The 17021-nt window shown below is 30.7% G+C and carries 18 protein-coding genes; 14 read left to right on the forward strand and 4 right to left on the reverse strand.

What is annotated here, in order from left to right; translation table 11 throughout:
• Nucleotides 1-74 precede the first annotated feature (74 nt).
• From F7018_RS09975 to F7018_RS10025, 11 genes are read left to right on the forward strand one after another with little or no spacing between them, the layout of a single operon-like run.
• A complete protein-coding gene (locus F7018_RS09975; RefSeq protein WP_175578706.1) occupies nt 75-1535 on the forward strand; it encodes a cryptochrome/deoxyribodipyrimidine photo-lyase family protein in 1461 nt (486 codons plus the stop codon).
• Between the two features lies 1 nt (nt 1536).
• Nucleotides 1537-1956 (forward strand): hypothetical protein, encoded by a 420-nt coding sequence (locus F7018_RS09980; RefSeq protein ID WP_150899922.1) that lies wholly within the window; start codon nt 1537-1539, stop codon nt 1954-1956.
• The gene (locus tag F7018_RS09985) at nt 1953-2219 is read left to right on the forward strand and encodes a TIGR03643 family protein (RefSeq protein ID WP_150899923.1); all 267 of its coding nucleotides are present in this window, start codon (nt 1953-1955) and stop codon (nt 2217-2219) included. The genes F7018_RS09980 and F7018_RS09985 overlap by 4 nt, the downstream gene beginning before the upstream one ends.
• Before the next feature lie 2 nt (nt 2220-2221).
• Complete coding sequence (locus tag F7018_RS09990) at nt 2222-2638, forward strand: 6-pyruvoyl trahydropterin synthase family protein (RefSeq protein ID WP_150899924.1); 417 nt, start codon at nt 2222-2224, stop codon at nt 2636-2638.
• Complete coding sequence (gene folE / locus F7018_RS09995) at nt 2601-3296, forward strand: GTP cyclohydrolase I FolE (RefSeq protein WP_150899925.1); 696 nt, start codon at nt 2601-2603, stop codon at nt 3294-3296. Before F7018_RS09990 ends, folE begins: the two co-directional genes overlap by 38 nt.
• Nucleotides 3293-3517, forward strand: coding sequence for a hypothetical protein (locus tag F7018_RS10000; RefSeq protein WP_150899926.1), 225 nt, complete (start codon nt 3293-3295; stop codon nt 3515-3517). The genes folE and F7018_RS10000 overlap by 4 nt, the downstream gene beginning before the upstream one ends.
• Complete coding sequence (locus tag F7018_RS10005) at nt 3514-4191, forward strand: SDR family NAD(P)-dependent oxidoreductase (protein WP_150899927.1); 678 nt, start codon at nt 3514-3516, stop codon at nt 4189-4191. Before F7018_RS10000 ends, F7018_RS10005 begins: the two co-directional genes overlap by 4 nt.
• A gap of 11 nt (nt 4192-4202) precedes the next feature.
• Nucleotides 4203-4727: a CIA30 family protein gene (locus tag F7018_RS10010; RefSeq protein ID WP_150899928.1), complete on the forward strand. Its 525-nt coding sequence runs from the start codon at nt 4203-4205 to the stop codon at nt 4725-4727.
• Nucleotides 4728-5270 (forward strand): glutathione peroxidase, encoded by a 543-nt coding sequence (locus F7018_RS10015; protein WP_150899929.1) that lies wholly within the window; start codon nt 4728-4730, stop codon nt 5268-5270.
• A 1-nt stretch (nt 5271) separates the two neighbouring features.
• Nucleotides 5272-5757, forward strand: coding sequence for an SRPBCC family protein (locus F7018_RS10020; protein ID WP_150899930.1), 486 nt, complete (start codon nt 5272-5274; stop codon nt 5755-5757).
• Entirely contained in the window at nt 5747-7042 is a 1296-nt protein-coding gene (locus tag F7018_RS10025) for a cryptochrome/photolyase family protein (protein WP_150899931.1), read from the forward strand. The genes F7018_RS10020 and F7018_RS10025 overlap by 11 nt, the downstream gene beginning before the upstream one ends.
• Here the strand turns inward: F7018_RS10025 and F7018_RS10030 are convergent.
• Nucleotides 7037-7675, reverse strand: a complete 639-nt coding sequence (locus F7018_RS10030) for a hypothetical protein (RefSeq protein WP_150899932.1) — start codon at nt 7673-7675, stop codon at nt 7037-7039. The two genes, F7018_RS10025 and F7018_RS10030, sit on opposite strands and share 6 nt — an antisense overlap.
• A 66-nt stretch (nt 7676-7741) precedes the next feature.
• A complete protein-coding gene (alaS, locus tag F7018_RS10035; RefSeq protein WP_150899933.1) occupies nt 7742-10387 on the reverse strand; it encodes an alanine--tRNA ligase in 2646 nt (881 codons plus the stop codon).
• Nucleotides 10388-10540: 153 nt separating this feature from the next.
• On the opposite strand from alaS, the gene F7018_RS10040 reads away from it, so the two are divergent.
• From F7018_RS10040 to F7018_RS10050, 3 genes are all read left to right on the forward strand, one after another.
• Nucleotides 10541-11509: a M23 family metallopeptidase gene (locus F7018_RS10040; RefSeq protein WP_150899934.1), complete on the forward strand. Its 969-nt coding sequence runs from the start codon at nt 10541-10543 to the stop codon at nt 11507-11509.
• Between the two features lie 20 nt (nt 11510-11529).
• Nucleotides 11530-11859, forward strand: a complete 330-nt coding sequence (locus tag F7018_RS10045; RefSeq protein WP_150899935.1) for a MerR family transcriptional regulator — start codon at nt 11530-11532, stop codon at nt 11857-11859.
• A gap of 98 nt (nt 11860-11957) precedes the next feature.
• The gene (locus F7018_RS10050; protein WP_150899936.1) at nt 11958-12818 is read left to right on the forward strand and encodes a hypothetical protein; all 861 of its coding nucleotides are present in this window, start codon (nt 11958-11960) and stop codon (nt 12816-12818) included.
• On the opposite strand, the gene F7018_RS10055 is transcribed toward F7018_RS10050, so the two are convergent.
• Nucleotides 12801-13172, reverse strand: coding sequence for a DUF423 domain-containing protein (locus tag F7018_RS10055; RefSeq protein ID WP_150899937.1), 372 nt, complete (start codon nt 13170-13172; stop codon nt 12801-12803). The genes F7018_RS10050 and F7018_RS10055 overlap by 18 nt on opposite strands.
• Nucleotides 13173-13236: 64 nt before the next feature.
• The gene (locus F7018_RS10060) at nt 13237-16941 is read right to left on the reverse strand and encodes a ShlB/FhaC/HecB family hemolysin secretion/activation protein (RefSeq protein WP_150899938.1); all 3705 of its coding nucleotides are present in this window, start codon (nt 16939-16941) and stop codon (nt 13237-13239) included.
• Nucleotides 16942-17021: the final 80 nt, after the last annotated feature.

A 17021-nucleotide genomic window follows, 5' to 3' on the forward strand; every position in this document is an offset into this window, starting at 1 on the left:
TTTTTGAATGTTAATTTTTTGTTTAAGTGTTTTTTGATTATCTTAAACAGAATGAGAGTTAAAGAGTTTAAATATTGGATAATAAAGAGAAAATAGTAGTAGTTTGGTTTAAGAGAGATCTTCGTTTACAAGATAACGAAGCGGTTTATAATGCTCTTAATTCTGATAAAAAAGTGCTATTTGTTTATCTTTTTGAAAATAGTCTTTTGAGTGATGAGCATTATTCAGAAAGACATTGGAACTTTATTAAAGAATCGATAAGAGATCTTAACTCTGAATTGTTGAAATACAATACAAGAGTTCTATCAGTGAAATCGGATGTGATTCCTTTTTTTAGGTATTTAAAATCACAAAAAAATATTACAGAAGTTTATTCGCATTTAGAAACAGGAATTTTAAAAACCTACAATAGAGATAAGTCATTTAAAAGATTTTGTGTAAACAATTTGATAGAATGGAAAGAGAATATCCATAATGGAGTATTTCGAGGTAGAAAAAATAGAGAGCATTGGAAAGAAGATTGGGAGTCATATATGGAAAAAGAAACCTTTTCTTTTACACCAACAAATGCAGATTTTATAAGAAGTGAAGAAATTGACCTTTTAACAAAAAACTTAAAAGAAGTAGACTTAAGTACGGAAAAGAGCAATTTTCAAGTAGGAGGTAGAGCTACTGGTATAAAATATATGCATAGCTTTTTCAATAATCGTTATAAAAATTATGCAAGACATATATCAAAGCCTAATGAAGCAAGAGAAAGTTGTAGTCGATTATCGCCATATATAGCGTGGGGAAATCTTTCAGTAAGAGAAGTTTTTCAACAAGTAAAAACAATAAGACCAAAAGTGCAAAATAAAAGAGCTTTAGATGCATTCGCTTCTCGATTGCGATGGCAAGCACATTTTATACAAAAGTTTGAAATGGAGTGTGTCATGGAAAGAGAAAGTATAAATAAGGGATTTCGAAAATTAAAAAAAGATGTAACAGAAAAATATGTAAAAGGTTGGAAAGAAGGTAAAACAGGAATCCCTTTTATAGATGCTTGTATGCGTTGTTTAATAACTACGGGGTATTTAAATTTTAGAATGCGAGCAATGTTGGTGTCCTTTTTTACACATAATTTATGGCAGCCATGGCAAGAAGCATCTAAATATTTATCAAAGTTATTTTTAGACTTCGAACCGGGAATTCATTTTCCTCAACTGCAAATGCAGGCAGGTGAAACAGGTATCAATACTATTAGAATTTATAATCCAATAAAAAATGGATTAGAGCATGATCCAGATGCCATATTTATAAGTAAATGGGTGCCGGAGTTGGCAGATTTACCATTAATGTTCAAGCATCAACCTTTTAAAATGACCGAATTGGAACAAAAACTTTATGGTTTTAGTTTAGGAAAAGATTATCCAAAGCCAATAGTGGATGTAGAGGCATCAAGAAAAAAAGCATCGGATATTATCTGGGGATTAAAAAAAGATCCAGACGTAATAAGAGAAAGCTTAAGAATTATAAACAAACACATAATTAAATAATATGCTTTTCAATATAACATACACGGATAAAGATGATTTAGCAGAAATCAATTCATTAGTAGGAAAACCAATAAGTTTTATCCAATCGCTAAGGTTAAGAGGAGTAGGCTCAGGAAGAATGATTGTGGAAGAAGTAAGTGCTAATCTCCAAAAAATATTAACCAAAGTGAATGAATTAGACTACGGTAGCATAGAGTTAAGACCTAATGGAGTGATAGTTTATATAACAAAGCAAATGAGAAGGTTTTGTTTGGTAGTACCTTACTATAAGTTAGTAGTGTTTAATGATACATTTTTTAGTATTCATTCAGACAATAGTTTTATAAGGTTTCGTAAGGATATAAAATTTAAAGAAAATAAAAAGTTTATAGATAAAATGATGAATTTGAAGGGAGTAAAAACACAAAATCATTTTTTATGAATGAAAGAATGTTAGATAGAATAATCGAGATGGCTTGGGAAGATAGAACAACATTTGATGCAATTCAATATCAATTTGGTTTAAAAGAACAAGAAGTGATTGTTTTAATGAGACAACAACTTAAGCCATCAAGTTTTAGATTATGGAGAAAGAGAGTTCAAGGAAGAAAAACAAAACATGAGCTTAAAAGAACCTTTATAAAAGGAAGGTTTAAATGTAGTAGGCAAAGGAATATTAGTAATAATAAGGTTTCGAAACGATAATTATGTTGAAACATAAACTAGGAATTACAAGAAAAGAACATTTTAATGCAGCACATAGACTGCATAATCCAAATTGGACTTTAGAAAAAAATAAAGAAGTTTTCGGAAAATGTAATAACCCGAATTTCCATGGGCATAACTATGAATTGGAAGTAACAATAATTGGAGAAATTGATGAGGATACAGGTTATGTAATAGATACAAAAAAGTTATCTAAACATATAAAAGAAGAAATATTAGAGCCGTTTGATCATAAGAATTTAAACATAGAAGTAGAAGAATTTAAAAAGTTGAATCCTACGGTAGAAAACATAGCAATAGTGATTTACAATAAGTTGCGAAGCGTACTTCGTAACGATTTAGAAATTAAAATTAAACTTTATGAAACACCAAGAAACTTTGTTGAATATCCCTACTAAAAGCAACTTTACAGGACTGAGTGTTGAAGAAATAGGTGATGATCATTTATACACAGGAATAGAAACACCAATGGTGCCAGATGCTTTTTTGATTTCTAATGAAGAAAAAAAGGAAAAAATAGCAGGTTTATTCAAGGAAATAATGGAAACAATGGGGCTAGATTTGTCTGACGATTCCCTAAAAGGAACACCCAAAAGAGTTGCTAAAATGTATATTGAAGAGATTTTTTCAGGGCTAAATCCAGCTAATAAACCTAAGATAGCGTTGTTTGATAACAAGTATCAGTACAACCAAATGTTGGTTGAAAAAAATATTAGTTTTTATTCAAATTGTGAGCATCATTTTGTACCCATAATGGGAAAAGCACATGTGGCTTATATTTCATCAGGGAAGGTAATAGGGCTTTCTAAGCTAAATAGAATCGTACAGTATTATGCTAAAAGACCTCAGGTACAAGAACGACTTACTAACCAAATAGCAAGAGATTTACAAGAAATATTAGAAACAGAAGATGTAGCGGTTATTATAGAAGCAAAACATCTATGTGTCTCATCAAGAGGAGTAAAAGACGATTCTTCAGAAACAGTAACCTGTTTTTATGGAGGTAGTTTTAATACATCAAAGAAAATTGTTGAACTTCAAAATTATTTAAAATGAGTACAGTAAATTTAATTCAAGAAGCATTAGATTTTGAAAAAAATCATAAGAAGTTAAGAACTAGAAATGATAAAATTTTAGCATCAAGAAAAGCAAAAGAAATCATTTTATCAATAAATGAAATCTATAAAAAAACGAAAGATAAAAGCTTGATGGATATCATGAAACGCCTAACATTAATTAAGCAAAAGGTAGAAAAAAGATTAAAAGGTAGGTTATGAAAACAATTGTAGTAGTAGGAGGAAGTAAGGGTATTGGAAAAGCAATAGTAGATAGTTTAAAAGAAACTACAAAAATTATTAATATAAGTAGAACTTCTACAGAAACACATTCCAACATCATAAACTATGAATGTGATATTACAACAGATGAGTTACCTGTATTGGAAGAAATACATGGTTTAGTTTATTGCCCTGGAAGCATCAATTTAAAACCATTTAAACGCTTAACTCTTGATGATTTTCAAAATGATTTTAATATCAATGTAAAAGGGGCAATAAAAACCATAAAAGCTTATGAAGACGTATTGTCTAAAAATAACAGTAGTGTAGTTTTTTTTAGTACAGTAGCGTCAAAATTAGGAATGCCTTTTCACGCTAGTATTGCATGTAGTAAATCGGCAATAGAAGGATTAACAAAGTCCTTAGCCGCAGAATATGCTACAAAGATTCGCTTTAATGCAATAGCACCTACAATAACCGATACAACTTTAGCGGCAAGATTGTTAAGGAATGAAAAGCAACAAGAAATAATGAAAGAAAGACATCCGTTAAAAAAAATATTAGAACCAACGGAGGTGGCAGATTTAGCTTGCTTTTTGTTATCGAATAAAACAGCAGGAATAACTGGACAAATAATTCCGATAGATGCAGGAATAGTAAGTGTAAAAAATTAAAATAAGAAAAAATGAAGTGGTTAATATTAATAAGTGTTTTTTTCTTTGTTAGTGACGAAATTGTGGTTTTTGATAAAGCACAAAATTCTCAAAAATGGTATATCACAAACGATGTGGTTATGGGAGGATTATCGAAATCATCAATGGAGGTAAACAAAGAAGGTAAAGCAGTTTTTTCAGGAGAAGTGTCAACAGAAAATAATGGCGGATTTGCAATGACTAGATTACCATTAGCTATCAATTTGGATGGTGAAAAATCAAAAATTGTGCTAAATTTAAAAGGTGACGGTAAAGAATATCAGTTAAGGTTGAAAGCAAGTAGAAGTCAACGTTTTTGGTATGTGCATAAGTTTCAAACTACTACCGAAAACCAAGAAATAGAATTACCTTTAGCAGACTTTTATCCGTCATTTAGAGGATATACATTAGATTTAGCGAATTTTTCTGGAGATCAGTTAAAGGAAATGGCAATACTTATAGGAAATAAAAAGAATGAATCATTCAATCTAGAAATAGAAAAAATAACCATCAGGTAAATGAAATTATTAAAAATAACAATACTTATGACACTATTTAGTTTTTTAGGAAATGCACAAACAAAAGAACCTAAAGAATCTTTGTATAAGCTAAAAATAGAAGGAATATCAGGAGATGATTTGAATTTAAAGGAATACAAAGGAAAAAAGATATTGTTTGTTAATGTAGCTTCTAAATGTGGATTTACAAATCAATATGATGGATTGCAAGAGTTGTATACAAAGTATAAAGATAAATTAGTGGTTATAGGGTTACCATGTAATCAATTTGGCGCTCAAGAACCAGGTACAAAAACAGAGATACAATCATTTTGTAGGTTAAACTATGGAGTCGATTTTCCTATGACAGAAAAAATAGAAGTAAAAGGAGAAAATCAACATCCAATTTATCAATGGCTTACACAAAAGTCTAAAAACGGAAAAATGAATTCTTCTGTAAAATGGAATTTTCAAAAATACCTTGTGGATGAAGAGGGAAGGTTGATAGATGTGTTTTATTCTATAACAAAACCTATGAGTAGTAAAATAACTAAACTGTTGTAAAGTGGTTCAAATCAAAAAACACTCAGGAATATATACTTTAACTACAGAACAGGTGTTGGATGTTTCTCTTGAAAAAGCATGGAGTTTTTTTAGTGCTCCTCAAAATTTAGAAAAGATAACACCATCACATATGGGGTTTCAAATAACATCTGAAGTGGATAAAAAAGCCTATGCAGGGCAAATTATAACTTATAAAGTAGGAATTTTACCAGGTGTAAAGTCTAGTTGGGTTACAGAAATAACACAAGTTAAAGATGAACAGTTTTTTATTGACGAACAGCGTTTTGGACCTTATAAAATGTGGCATCACGAGCATTGGTTTGAAGAATTATCAGAAGGAAAAACATTAATGAAAGACAAAATTTCGTATAAAATTCCATTTGGTTTTTTAGGACACATAGCACAAAGTGTTTTTATAAAAAGACAGCTTAAAAATATTTTCGAACACAGATACAGTACTTTAGAAAAATTGTTTAATGGAAAATAAGATAGTTGTTTTTTGGTTTCGTAGAGATTTACGATTGAATGATAATAAGGCGTTAAGTAAAGCGCTTAGTTCTGGTTATAAAGTGCTACCTATTTTTATTTTTGATGAAGATATTCTTGATAAGTTGCCTAAGGATGATGCTCGTGTAAACTTTATTCATCAAGAGTTAAAAAATATAGATGAAACATTAAAACAGCATCAATCATCACTGTTGGTTTTAAAAGGAAAATCAATAGATGTTTGGCAAAAATTAGTTGAAGAGTATGAGGTAGCAAAGGTTTTTACAAATAAAGATTACGAACCTTATGCAATACATCGAGATGCTCAAGTACAGTCCTTTTTAAATGAGAAAGGAATAGAGTTCAATTCGTTTAAAGATCAAGTAATTTTTGAAAAAGATGAGGTTGTTAAAGATGACGGAACTCCTTATACCGTTTATACGCCTTATAAAAATAAATGGTTAAAAGTTTTTAAGGAAGAAGAAGATACACAAGAATATAAACTTGAGTTTTCTAATTTTTTAGAGATTTCAAAAGCGTTTCCTGCCATAGAAACTATTGGGTTTAAAGAGAGTGCTATAAGGGTAAAGCCTTATAATTTAACCCAAATAGCTACTTATGATGAAACTAGAGATTTCCCTTCAAAAAACACGACTTCTTATACTTCTCCACACTTGCGTTTTGGAACAGTAAGCGTAAGGAAAATGGTAAAAAAAGCACTTCAGTTAAATAGTACCTTTTTAAATGAATTGATTTGGCGTGAGTTTTTTATGCAAATTCTCTATCATTTCCCAAAAGTAGTTACTCATAATTTTAAGCAAAAGTATGATGCAGTTCCATGGAGAAACAACAAAGAGGATTTTGAAAAATGGTGTAATGGAGAAACAGGATATCCAATGGTAGATGCAGGAATGCGAGAACTGAATGAAACGGGGTATATGCACAACAGAGTACGTATGATAACTGCCGGTTTTTTATGTAAGCATTTACTTATCGATTGGCGTTGGGGAGAAGCATATTTTGCAGAAAAACTATTAGATTATGATTTGTCTGCAAATAATGGGAATTGGCAATGGGCAGCAGGAACAGGGTGCGATGCAGCTCCTTACTTTAGAGTTTTTAATCCATCAGAACAATTAAAAAAGTTTGATAAAAACTTAGTGTATGTGAAGAAATGGGTAAAAGATTTTGAAGAGCTTACCTATCCACAACCAATGGTAGAACACAAATTTGCAAGAGAACGAGCAATTAGCACTTATAAAGAAGCCTTAGCGAAAGTTTTATAAGGCTTTACTTTTTGAAACTATAATTTCAGGTAGATTTCTTTGAAACCAAGATTTGATTTCTTTATAATCCTCTTCTTTAATTTCAAGGAAAGAAATTAATTTTTCATTATCATGATATAGAACTCTAATCTCATTAGGAGATATATTTAATTCTTTTAAATTAAAAAGGTTAAATATTCGTTTTTCCTTTCCACTTTTGTAGTAAACAGATTTTTCTTTTATTTCAAAACTGGCAGTTTTTATTAAAAAACTATTAGAGACACCTAGAAAAAATAAGATTGCCCATAGTAGAATAATATTTATGTTAGGAGATTTTGTAAACATTATATATAAGCATAATCCAATTGATAAAATAGTTAGAAACACTATAGATGAATCTTTACTTGAGTAATCATTTTGACTCGCAAAAATTATAATGTTATCGTCTCTATGTTTTTTAGTTTTTTTAAAAAAGAAGCTAAGTATTAAAAAGACTAACAAGCAAGAAAGAAAAATTGTAAAATATTTAGAAGGGATTTTATCTATGTATAAGTTTATATCAAAATCAAATTTTTCTTTAAGAAGATAGAGAATGATAGGGATGCCAATAGGAGCTAATAAATTTTTATATTCTTTTTCCATTTTTTTTTTCATAAAAATAAAAAAGGTTCAAAGTTTGTATTTCTTTGAACCTTTTTTAATGATTTTATAAACTAGTAGTTACACTACATATTCTTTAGCTTTATCTAATACTTTAGGTAAACCTCCTGGGTTTTTACCACCAGCAGTAGCAAAGAAATTTTGTCCACCACCACCACCGTGGATATATTTTCCTAATTCACGTACTACCTTACCAGCATCATAACCACGTTCGTTAGCTAACTCTTTAGATATATAACAAGTTAACATTGCTTTTTCTGGAGTAGCTGAAGTAGCAAATAATAAGAACAGGTTTTTGTGTTCGCCACCTAATTCAAACATTAGGTTTTTAATACTATTTTGATCTAAATCTACTTTAGTAGCTAAGAACTGAACACCATTAACTTCTTCTAATTGATTTTTAATGTCTCCTTTCATGTTTTTAGCTTTGTCCTTTAAAAGCTGCTCTATTTGCTTTTTTAAGGCAGTATTTTCAGTTTGTAAGTTGTTTACAGACTTAGCAACATCTTTAGGGTTTTTTAGTAACTGTTTTACAGCAGTAAAATTACGTTCAACATCTTCAAAATATTCTCCAACAGCTACGTTAGTAATTGCTTCAATACGTCTAATACCAGCAGCAACAGCTCCTTCTGATTTTATTTTGAAATACCAAATATCACCTGTTTGTTGTACGTGAGTACCTCCACATAATTCCATTGATTGTCCAAACTTAATAGCACGAACACTATCTCCATACTTTTCACCAAACAATGCTATTGCACCTTCATCAATAGCTTGTTGCATAGGAATACTTCTTCTTTCTATTAAAGGTAAGTTTTCACGAATACGAGCATTTACAAATTCTTCAATTTCTTGTAGTTGATCTTTGTCTACTTTTGAGAAGTGAGAAAAGTCAAAACGTAAATAATCTGGGCTAACTAACGATCCTTTTTGTTCAACATGTGTTCCTAAAATAGAACGTAATGCTTGATGTAATAAATGCGTAGCAGTATGATTGCTTGCAGATAAACGTCTAAATTCATCATTTACAACAGCCTTAAACGTTTCATTTAAGTTTTTAGGAAGGTTTTTAGTAAAGTGAATAATTACGTTGTTTTCTTTTTTAGTATCTACTACATAAATAACATCACCATTAGAAAACTCAATATAACCTTTGTCACCAACTTGTCCACCACCTTCTGGGTAGAACGGAGTCATGTTGAATACCAATTGGTATTGATCTCCATCTTTTTTGGTAGTAACTTTTCTATAACGAGTTAGCTTTACATCAACACTAAGTGTATCATAACCAACAAATTCTTCAACTTCATCTTCAATTAATACAATCCAGTCACCAGTTTCACTTGCTGATGCAGCACGAGAACGATCTTTTTGCTTTTTCATTTCGTTATTAAAACCATCAAGATCTACTGTAAATCCGTATTCCTTAGCTATTAACTGGGTTAAATCTACAGGAAACCCATAAGTATCATATAATTCAAATGCTAATTGACCAGAAACTGTTTTTTCTACAGGAGAAATAGAAACATCGCTAATAATATTTTTACCTTTAATACTAGATTCTAAATTAAGTATTCCAGTAGAAATTGTTCTTAAAAAAGAAGCTTCTTCTTCTTTAATTACATTATGAACTAATGAATATTGTTTTCTAATTTCAGGAAAAGCATCTCCCATTTGGTGAGATAAAGTTTCCGCTAACTTGTATATAAATGGTTCTTTTTTGTTTAAGAAAGTAAATCCATAACGAATAGCTCTACGTAAAATTCTTCTAATTACATAACCAGCACCATTATTGCTAGGTAATTGACCATCGGCAATAGCAAAAGCTACGGCACGAACGTGATCTGCAATTACACGAATAGCGATGTCTATTTTTTCATCTTTACCGTAAGAAATTCCAGTAATTGTTTCAACTTCTCTAATTAACGGTGTAAACACATCTGTATCATAATTAGATTGAACATCTTGTAAAACCATACATAAACGCTCAAATCCCATACCTGTATCAATATGCTTAGCAGGTAAATCTTCTAATGAACCATTAGCTTTACGGTTGAATTGCATGAAAACTAAGTTCCATATTTCAACAACTTGAGGGTGATCTTCGTTAACTAATGTTTTACCATCAATTTTAGCTTTTTCTTCAGCCGAACGAATATCAACATGAATTTCTGAACATGGACCACAAGGACCTTGATCCCCCATTTCCCAGAAATTATCTTTTTTATTTCCCATTAAGATACGATCTTCAGAAATGTATTGTTTCCATAAATCGTATGCTTCTTGATCCATTTTAGTACCGTCTTTTTCGTCACCTTCAAAAACAGTTACATATAAAATGTCTTTATCTATTTTATAAACTTCGGTTAATAATTCCCAAGCCCAAGCAATTGCTTCTTTTTTAAAGTAATCACCAAAACTCCAGTTTCCTAACATTTCAAACATGGTGTGGTGATAAGTATCATAACCAACCTCTTCCAAGTCGTTATGCTTACCAGAAACACGTAAACATTTTTGAGAATCTGAGATTCGATTATTTTTTGGAGTGGCATTCCCTAAGAAAAACTCTTTAAAAGGCGCCATACCAGAGTTGGTAAACATTAAAGTAGGATCATTCTTTAACACCATAGGTGCCGAAGGAACGATGTCGTGTTGTTTTGATTTAAAAAATTCTAAAAATTTAGCTCTAATATCCTGAGATTTCATACAACTCTAGTATCTTAATTCTGTTAAATTATCATTAAAAAACTGCTTTAGAAAAGAAGTTTTAAAACATTTTGTAAATTTGTGAGTTTCTAAACATAACCCCTTAAAACAAGTTGCTCGTTTAAAGAGCACAAAAATAGTACATTTAGCATTATGGCGAAAGTAAAATATTATTACGACCCAGAGACTTTATCATATCGAAAAATAGAAGCTAAAAAAAGCGAAACTTATAAGAAATCTTTTTTAGGAATTATAAGTGCTTTATTAATTGCATTTTTCGGTTTTATTGGGTTTAGCCAATTCTTAATGTCGCCTAAAGAAAGAGCTCAAAAGAGAGAGTTAGATAATTTGAAATTACACTATGAGTTACTTTCAAAGAAAATGGAAGAGAGTTCTAATGTTTTAAGAGAGTTACAAGAACGTGATAATAATATTTACAGAACTTATTTTGAAGCAAGTCCTATTCCAGAAGAACAGCGTAAAGCAGGGTTTGGTGGAGTAAATAGATATAAACATTTAGAAGGATTTGATAATTCTGAAATGGTAAAAAATGTGACTAAAGATTTAGATGTATTAGCTAAACAAATGGTGGTACAATCTAAGTCCTTAGATGAAATTGTTTCTTTAGCAAAAGAAAAAGAAAAAATGTTGGCTTCGATACCAGCTATTCAACCTGTGAAAAACGAGGATTTAAAAAGAATGGCTTCTGGTTATGGAATGCGTTTGCACCCAATATTAAAATCTTGGAGAATGCACAACGGTATGGATTTTACTGCACCAACTGGTACTCCAATTTTTGCTTCTGGAAATGGTAAGATTAAAAAAGCACATCGTAGTTCTACTTTTGGAAAAGTAGTTTATATAGATCATGGATATGGTTACGAAACTATTTATGCACACATGAGTAAGATTGTAGCTAAGAAAGGGCAGAAAGTAAAACGTGGCGATTTAATTGGTTATGTTGGAAATACTGGGCGTTCTGCTGCTCCTCACTTACATTATGAAGTACACAAAAACGGGAGAGCTGTAAATCCTATTTATTACTACTATGGCGATTTAACTCCTGAAGAGTTCGTAGCAATGCAAAAAGCATCTCAACAAAAAGGACAATCTTACGATTAATCATTAATTGGCTATGAATAATGTATATTGATTTACCTGATAAAAGATATTATAAGATTGGAGAAGTAGCCAAAGCTTTTGGAGTAAATGTTTCTTTAATACGTTTTTGGGATAATGAATTTGAAGTAATTAAACCTAAAAAGAATGCAAAAGGGAATAGGTTATTTACCAAAGAAGATGTTGAAAACTTCAAATTAATATACAATTTAGTCAAAGAAAGAGGTTTTACTTTAGATGGTGCGAGGCAAAAACTAAAGAAAAATCCTAAAGAGGTTGTTAATAACCACGAAATTATTAGTCGATTAGAAGCGGTTAAAGCTGAATTGCAAAAAATCAAGAATCAATTATAATAAAAAATAGAAAATGTAGTTGCTTACTTTAAGTAATTAGATTGTTGTGTTTTTCTAACTCATACAATTTAGAAATTGTTAATTCAACTCATTTTATAATGATAAAAAAAAGCCTAATTCTACTATCATTTTTGTTAATTGCTAGTTGTCAAAATTTTGGACAATTAAAAGTATTAGCCAGTTTACCCGATATTTTAGAAGAAGTTTCTGGAGTTCAAAAAATTAAGAATTCAGATTTATTATGGATGCTTAATGATAGTGGGAATGCTCCTGTTATTTACGGTGTTGATACCAAAGGAAATATTATAAGAGAAGTAGTTGTAAACGCTAAAAACCACGATTGGGAAGATCTTACTTCTGATGATGAAGGGAACTTGTATATTGCTGATTTTGGTAACAATGGTAACAAGAGAAAGAATTTAAAAATCTTGAAAATTAAGAATGAAGATTTATTAAATAATGATGAGGTTGATGTTGAAAAAATAAAGTTCTCATATCCTAATCAGGAAAAGTTTCCACCTAAAAAGAAGAAACGTTTTTTTGATGCTGAAAGCTTGTTGTATAAAGATGGTTCGTTATACATTTTTACTAAAAGCAGAGTAAAAGGAAACTACGGAGAAACTAGTTTATATAAAATTCCAGCAGTAAAAGGACGTTACACAGCAAAATATGTTTCATCTTTTGAAGCTTGTAGCGATTTTCATTGTTGGATTACTTCCGCAGCAATATCACCAGATGGGAAAAAAGTTGTTTTGTTAAATCACCAATCGGTTTATGTATTTACAAATTTTACAGGTGATAATTTTATGTCAGGAGATGTAAAAGAACTTCCTTTAGGACATGTTTCTCAAAAAGAGAGTGTTGCTTTTAAAGATAACAATACCCTCTTTATTGCTGATGAGAGAGACCATTTAGAAGGAGGAATGTTGTATGAGTTTAGCTTAAATAAAGCTCAATAACATCATTGCCCAACCAACAATTAATAATAAGCCACCTAAAGGAGTAATTGGCCCTAAAAACTTCATTTTTTTACCTTTTGCATCAGACAATACCAAACCGTAAATGCTAAAAGAAAAAAGGATGATTCCTAAAATAAAAGACCAACCCATTAATTGATTTGGAGTAGAAAAGTTTGTACCTACAAAAAGCAATACAATTGCATGATACATTTGATATTTTACTCCAGTTTCAAACGATTTTAATTGATCGTCTGATAATATCTTTTTTAAAGCATGTGCTCCAAAAGCACCAAAAATTACAGCTAACATTCCGAAAATAGCTCCAGAAATTAATATAGTTTGTTGTGTTATCATAAGAAGAAAAAAGACTTTACGAATGCAATGTAAAGTCTTTATATTTTAAGTTAATAATTACGAATTAAAAAGAGAATCCAATTCCGAAGGCAAATCTGTCTTCGTTAGAGTTTCCTTGGAAATATGAGATATTCATGGTGAATAAATCGATACCACTTAACCAAACAGATCCACCATAACTTGTATGCCAAGTAGTAGAGTTTGGAGAGTATGGAGACCAAACACGTCCATAATCAAATCCTCCAGTGATTCCTATTTTCATTGGCATAATACCAGTGTTTAAGCGTCCAAAACGTAAACGTAAATCATTTGAATGGTAAAAGCTTTCTGTACCGGTAAAACGTTGACGATTAAAACCTCTTAAGCTTTTATCACCACCTAAAGTTGCTCCTTGGTAAAATTCAAATCTATTTCCAATATTGATGTGAGTTCCAATTTCTGAAGCAAAAACTAAAGAACGGTTTTGTACCAAGTTTTGATAAAAAGCTAATGAACTTTTAATATATCCAAAACGTCTATCAAAATCATCCGACTTTGTTTTAGCTCCAATAGATGCTTCAAAATTCATTCCTTTCGTAGGAAAACTAGCATTATCTACTCGATTATGAGTAAAGCTTAATTCACCACCTAAGAAATAATTTGTGTCGAAAATATTAATTGGTGATTGATTAAAATTGGTAATATTTCTATTTGGAGTGTTTTGAATTTCATAACCTTCAACAGAAGCTGATAGTTTTACAATACTACCACCTCTAAGCCTTCTTAATAATGAAGGAGTAAAGCTTAATTCGCTTCTTTTTACTCTATAAAAATCTAAATCCTCATCCATGTCTCCAGTAGGCATTAAGAATGAAGAGTCATTACCCCATCCAAAGAAGTTGATAGAATAATTGTCGCTAGTAACTTTTGCTTTTAAATGTAAACTCCAGTTTCCAATAAACTCAGTAAATTCTCCATTGTATTCAACATCATAACCACTTGTTGATGAGTAATAATTTGCAGAAACTATATGTTGACTTCCAAATGGGCGTTTTTTAAATCCTTGTTTGGTATATGTAAGCGTAGCTCCGAAAAAGAAACCATCATCAGGGTTGCTTCCTATATTAGGAAAAACTACGGTTGTGTTATTATTAATATCACGGTGATTGTACGTGTTTTTGAAGTAATTATCAGAACGTAAATCGGCAGTTTCAGAACTTGGATTTACTGTGTTTTTCTTCGATTTGTAATCGTAGATTTTTGTTTTCTTACTCCATCCAGAAACTTTAGATTCATCTGTATAAACATCATGATCTTGTCCACCAATGATTCTTAATAAAATACCATCATTTACATCTCCTGAAATTAAAAATTCATCATCACCATTTAAACCATATAATTGTACCTCTTTAGTTTCTTTTGTTTTAAATGTACGATTGTAAATTTCGTTATCTTTTCTAAATACAGTTACATTGGTTTCATCATCATTTAAACGTTTGATAATAAATTTATCTTTTTTATCAGTTCCAACTACATAAACAATTTTTGCTTGTTTTTCGTAATAACGTTTAGCTATATCTTTTAACTTGTTTCTACGTGCTTTTATTTTAGCAATGGTTTCTTCACCATCAATATCATAAATAGATTTAGGTAGTTGTTTAATAGCATTTTCAATTACTTCATCAGTTAAGTTCTTTTGAATGTAATCGGCTTGTTTATACCAATCGTCTAGAGTTAATTTATTTAAAAATTCAGCATCAAAGAATCGAGGGTAGTTGTTATACCATTTCATGTCTTTAATATCATCTTCAAAAGTTTGCATGTTTTTTACTAAAGGAGCAAACTGTTGAAAAAGTGGAATCATAACTCCATCAAATTTAGAAAAAGGTTGATCTCTATCTCTTGGAATAGGGCGATAAAAAGTTTTTCCATCATCAGTTTTAAAAGAAGCCCAACGCCATTGGTCTTCGTGCCTATCCCAGTCACCAATAACCATGTCAAACAAACGAGAACGTATAGCCCAATCTTGATCAACTGAGTGTTTACCATTCTTTCTTATTTTCTCTAAAACATCAAAGGTGTTTACTATTTTCTTTGAGTTTCCAAAGTTGTCTAATTCGCTCCTATCTCCAGCAGGACGTTCTTCTAGTAAGTATAAACTTCCTCCAAAAATATCATTGTATTGCCCTAAAATTGGTTGTTTAGGCATGTAATATAACTTAGGGTTGGTATGGTAAATATTTACCGATTTAGCCATATCTGGAATAACAAATGCTGCATAAGGATGCGACATGGTAAAGATATCCTGAACTACATCTACTAAAAATGTACCTTTTAAAATACCACCCATAATACGACTTCCATCTTTTACAATAGATCGTAAAACATATTGTTTACCATCTGGATTTTCTAATCGTAGTGAGTTGGTTTGATTTCCTCCACCTCTTCGAATTGGTTTTAAACCACCGTAAACTTTGTCAAGTTCTAAAACAGGAACTTTTACCTTTTTGCCATATTTTTCTCTATGTAAATCGCCCCACATAAATTTATGGAAGCCACTTACTTCTGTACTTTCTTTATCATAAATAGATGTTTCTACGAATTCTTTGTGAGCGTCATATTCTGGGAAGCTATTATACTCTTGTGTTTTTTTAGGTTTTATAATTTCCTTGCTAAATAATAATTTGTTTCCATCTTTTTCATTTGCCGAATAAAATTCAACAATAGCAGAACCATCTGTATAATAATTTAAAATAGCATATCCATGATTTCCATAAGTAAATTGAGCTCCATAGTTTGCTAAGGCAGCTGACTCTTTTGAGCCTGAACCGCTAATTATTTGTTTGAATTTCCCGTAATTAAGAATATTTTCGTCTACTGGGTTGTCTTCAATATATTGTAAATTGTGTTCATGACCAGATACAAAAACAATATTTTGTCTAAAGTCACCAGCAATAGTTTGTAGTTGTTTTACAAAATCAGTGTAGTTTTTATTAAAAATATCGGTTTGAATTCCTACATGAGTACGTAATCCGTTTTTTAATGTTCCTAAAATAGGAAATGGTTTCATATGGTCTTTAAAAGAATAACTTCCTCCATGAGGTCCATTACTAAACATTGGATGATGCATTGCTACCACAACATTTTTGTAACGGTTCTTTTTAAATAATCCCCAAACTTCATCAATAAAACGTTCACGAGTTTTAATATCACAGTCTTCGTTAATAGTTGGGTGTTTGTCCCAATCGGCAATAAACCAACGGCTATCAATAATAATTAATGTTATGTCATCGTTTATTTCAACCTTTTTTAAACCACAACCATCTTCTGGTAAAAAAGAATTTTTACCTAGGGCTTTTTCTACTATTTTTTCTTGACGCTTTAATCCTTTTAATCCGTTATACCAATCGTGATTCCCAGGAATAAAAATTGGTTTCCCTTTGAAGTCTTTTACAGCATTAATTTGTGTTTGTATTCTATGTTCAGCTAAGGCTCTTTCTTTACTACTTTTTTTAGGTACTCCATAAGGATATACATTATCACCCAAAAATAAAGCTGTCGAATTTTTATCTGATTTGTTTAAGGCTTCTTGAAAGTAGGTTAAAGACGGGATTGTTTTTCCCATTTCTGCATTACCTGCATCTCCAATTAAATAAAAGGAATGTGCTATTTTTTTATTGGTAGTTACTGTTTTTGGAGCTGTCTTATCAGCATACTTTGCATTGTAAGAAGCACAACCAATCAGCAACATAATTGTTATAAAATATAGAAATGATTTTACTGAATTCATGGTTCGGTGTTTAGTAGTGTAAATTTACCTCTTTTTTACCATTAGAGCTACAAAGTGGCTATAAAATAAACGGTTTTAGC

Source organism: Tenacibaculum aiptasiae (assembly GCF_008806755.1).
In the GTDB taxonomy this organism is placed as follows: Bacteria; Bacteroidota; Bacteroidia; order Flavobacteriales; family Flavobacteriaceae; genus Polaribacter; species Polaribacter aiptasiae.

Coding starts and splice junctions, on each gene's coding strand:
- F7018_RS09980 (WP_150899922.1), top strand. CDS start 1,537: ATGCTTTTCAATATAACATACACGGATAAAGATGATTTAGCAGAAATC.
- F7018_RS09985 (WP_150899923.1), top strand. CDS start 1,953: ATGAATGAAAGAATGTTAGATAGAATAATCGAGATGGCTTGGGAAGAT.
- F7018_RS09990 (WP_150899924.1), top strand. CDS start 2,222: ATGTTGAAACATAAACTAGGAATTACAAGAAAAGAACATTTTAATGCA.
- folE (WP_150899925.1), top strand. CDS start 2,601: ATGAAACACCAAGAAACTTTGTTGAATATCCCTACTAAAAGCAACTTT.
- F7018_RS10000 (WP_150899926.1), top strand. CDS start 3,293: ATGAGTACAGTAAATTTAATTCAAGAAGCATTAGATTTTGAAAAAAAT.
- F7018_RS10005 (WP_150899927.1), top strand. CDS start 3,514: ATGAAAACAATTGTAGTAGTAGGAGGAAGTAAGGGTATTGGAAAAGCA.
- F7018_RS10010 (WP_150899928.1), top strand. CDS start 4,203: ATGAAGTGGTTAATATTAATAAGTGTTTTTTTCTTTGTTAGTGACGAA.
- F7018_RS10015 (WP_150899929.1), top strand. CDS start 4,728: ATGAAATTATTAAAAATAACAATACTTATGACACTATTTAGTTTTTTA.
- F7018_RS10025 (WP_150899931.1), top strand. CDS start 5,747: ATGGAAAATAAGATAGTTGTTTTTTGGTTTCGTAGAGATTTACGATTG.
- F7018_RS10030 (WP_150899932.1), bottom strand. CDS start 7,675: ATGAAAAAAAAAATGGAAAAAGAATATAAAAATTTATTAGCTCCTATT.
- alaS (WP_150899933.1), bottom strand. CDS start 10,387: ATGAAATCTCAGGATATTAGAGCTAAATTTTTAGAATTTTTTAAATCA.
- F7018_RS10040 (WP_150899934.1), top strand. CDS start 10,541: ATGGCGAAAGTAAAATATTATTACGACCCAGAGACTTTATCATATCGA.
- F7018_RS10045 (WP_150899935.1), top strand. CDS start 11,530: ATGTATATTGATTTACCTGATAAAAGATATTATAAGATTGGAGAAGTA.
- F7018_RS10050 (WP_150899936.1), top strand. CDS start 11,958: ATGATAAAAAAAAGCCTAATTCTACTATCATTTTTGTTAATTGCTAGT.
- F7018_RS10055 (WP_150899937.1), bottom strand. CDS start 13,172: ATGATAACACAACAAACTATATTAATTTCTGGAGCTATTTTCGGAATG.
- F7018_RS10060 (WP_150899938.1), bottom strand. CDS start 16,941: ATGAATTCAGTAAAATCATTTCTATATTTTATAACAATTATGTTGCTG.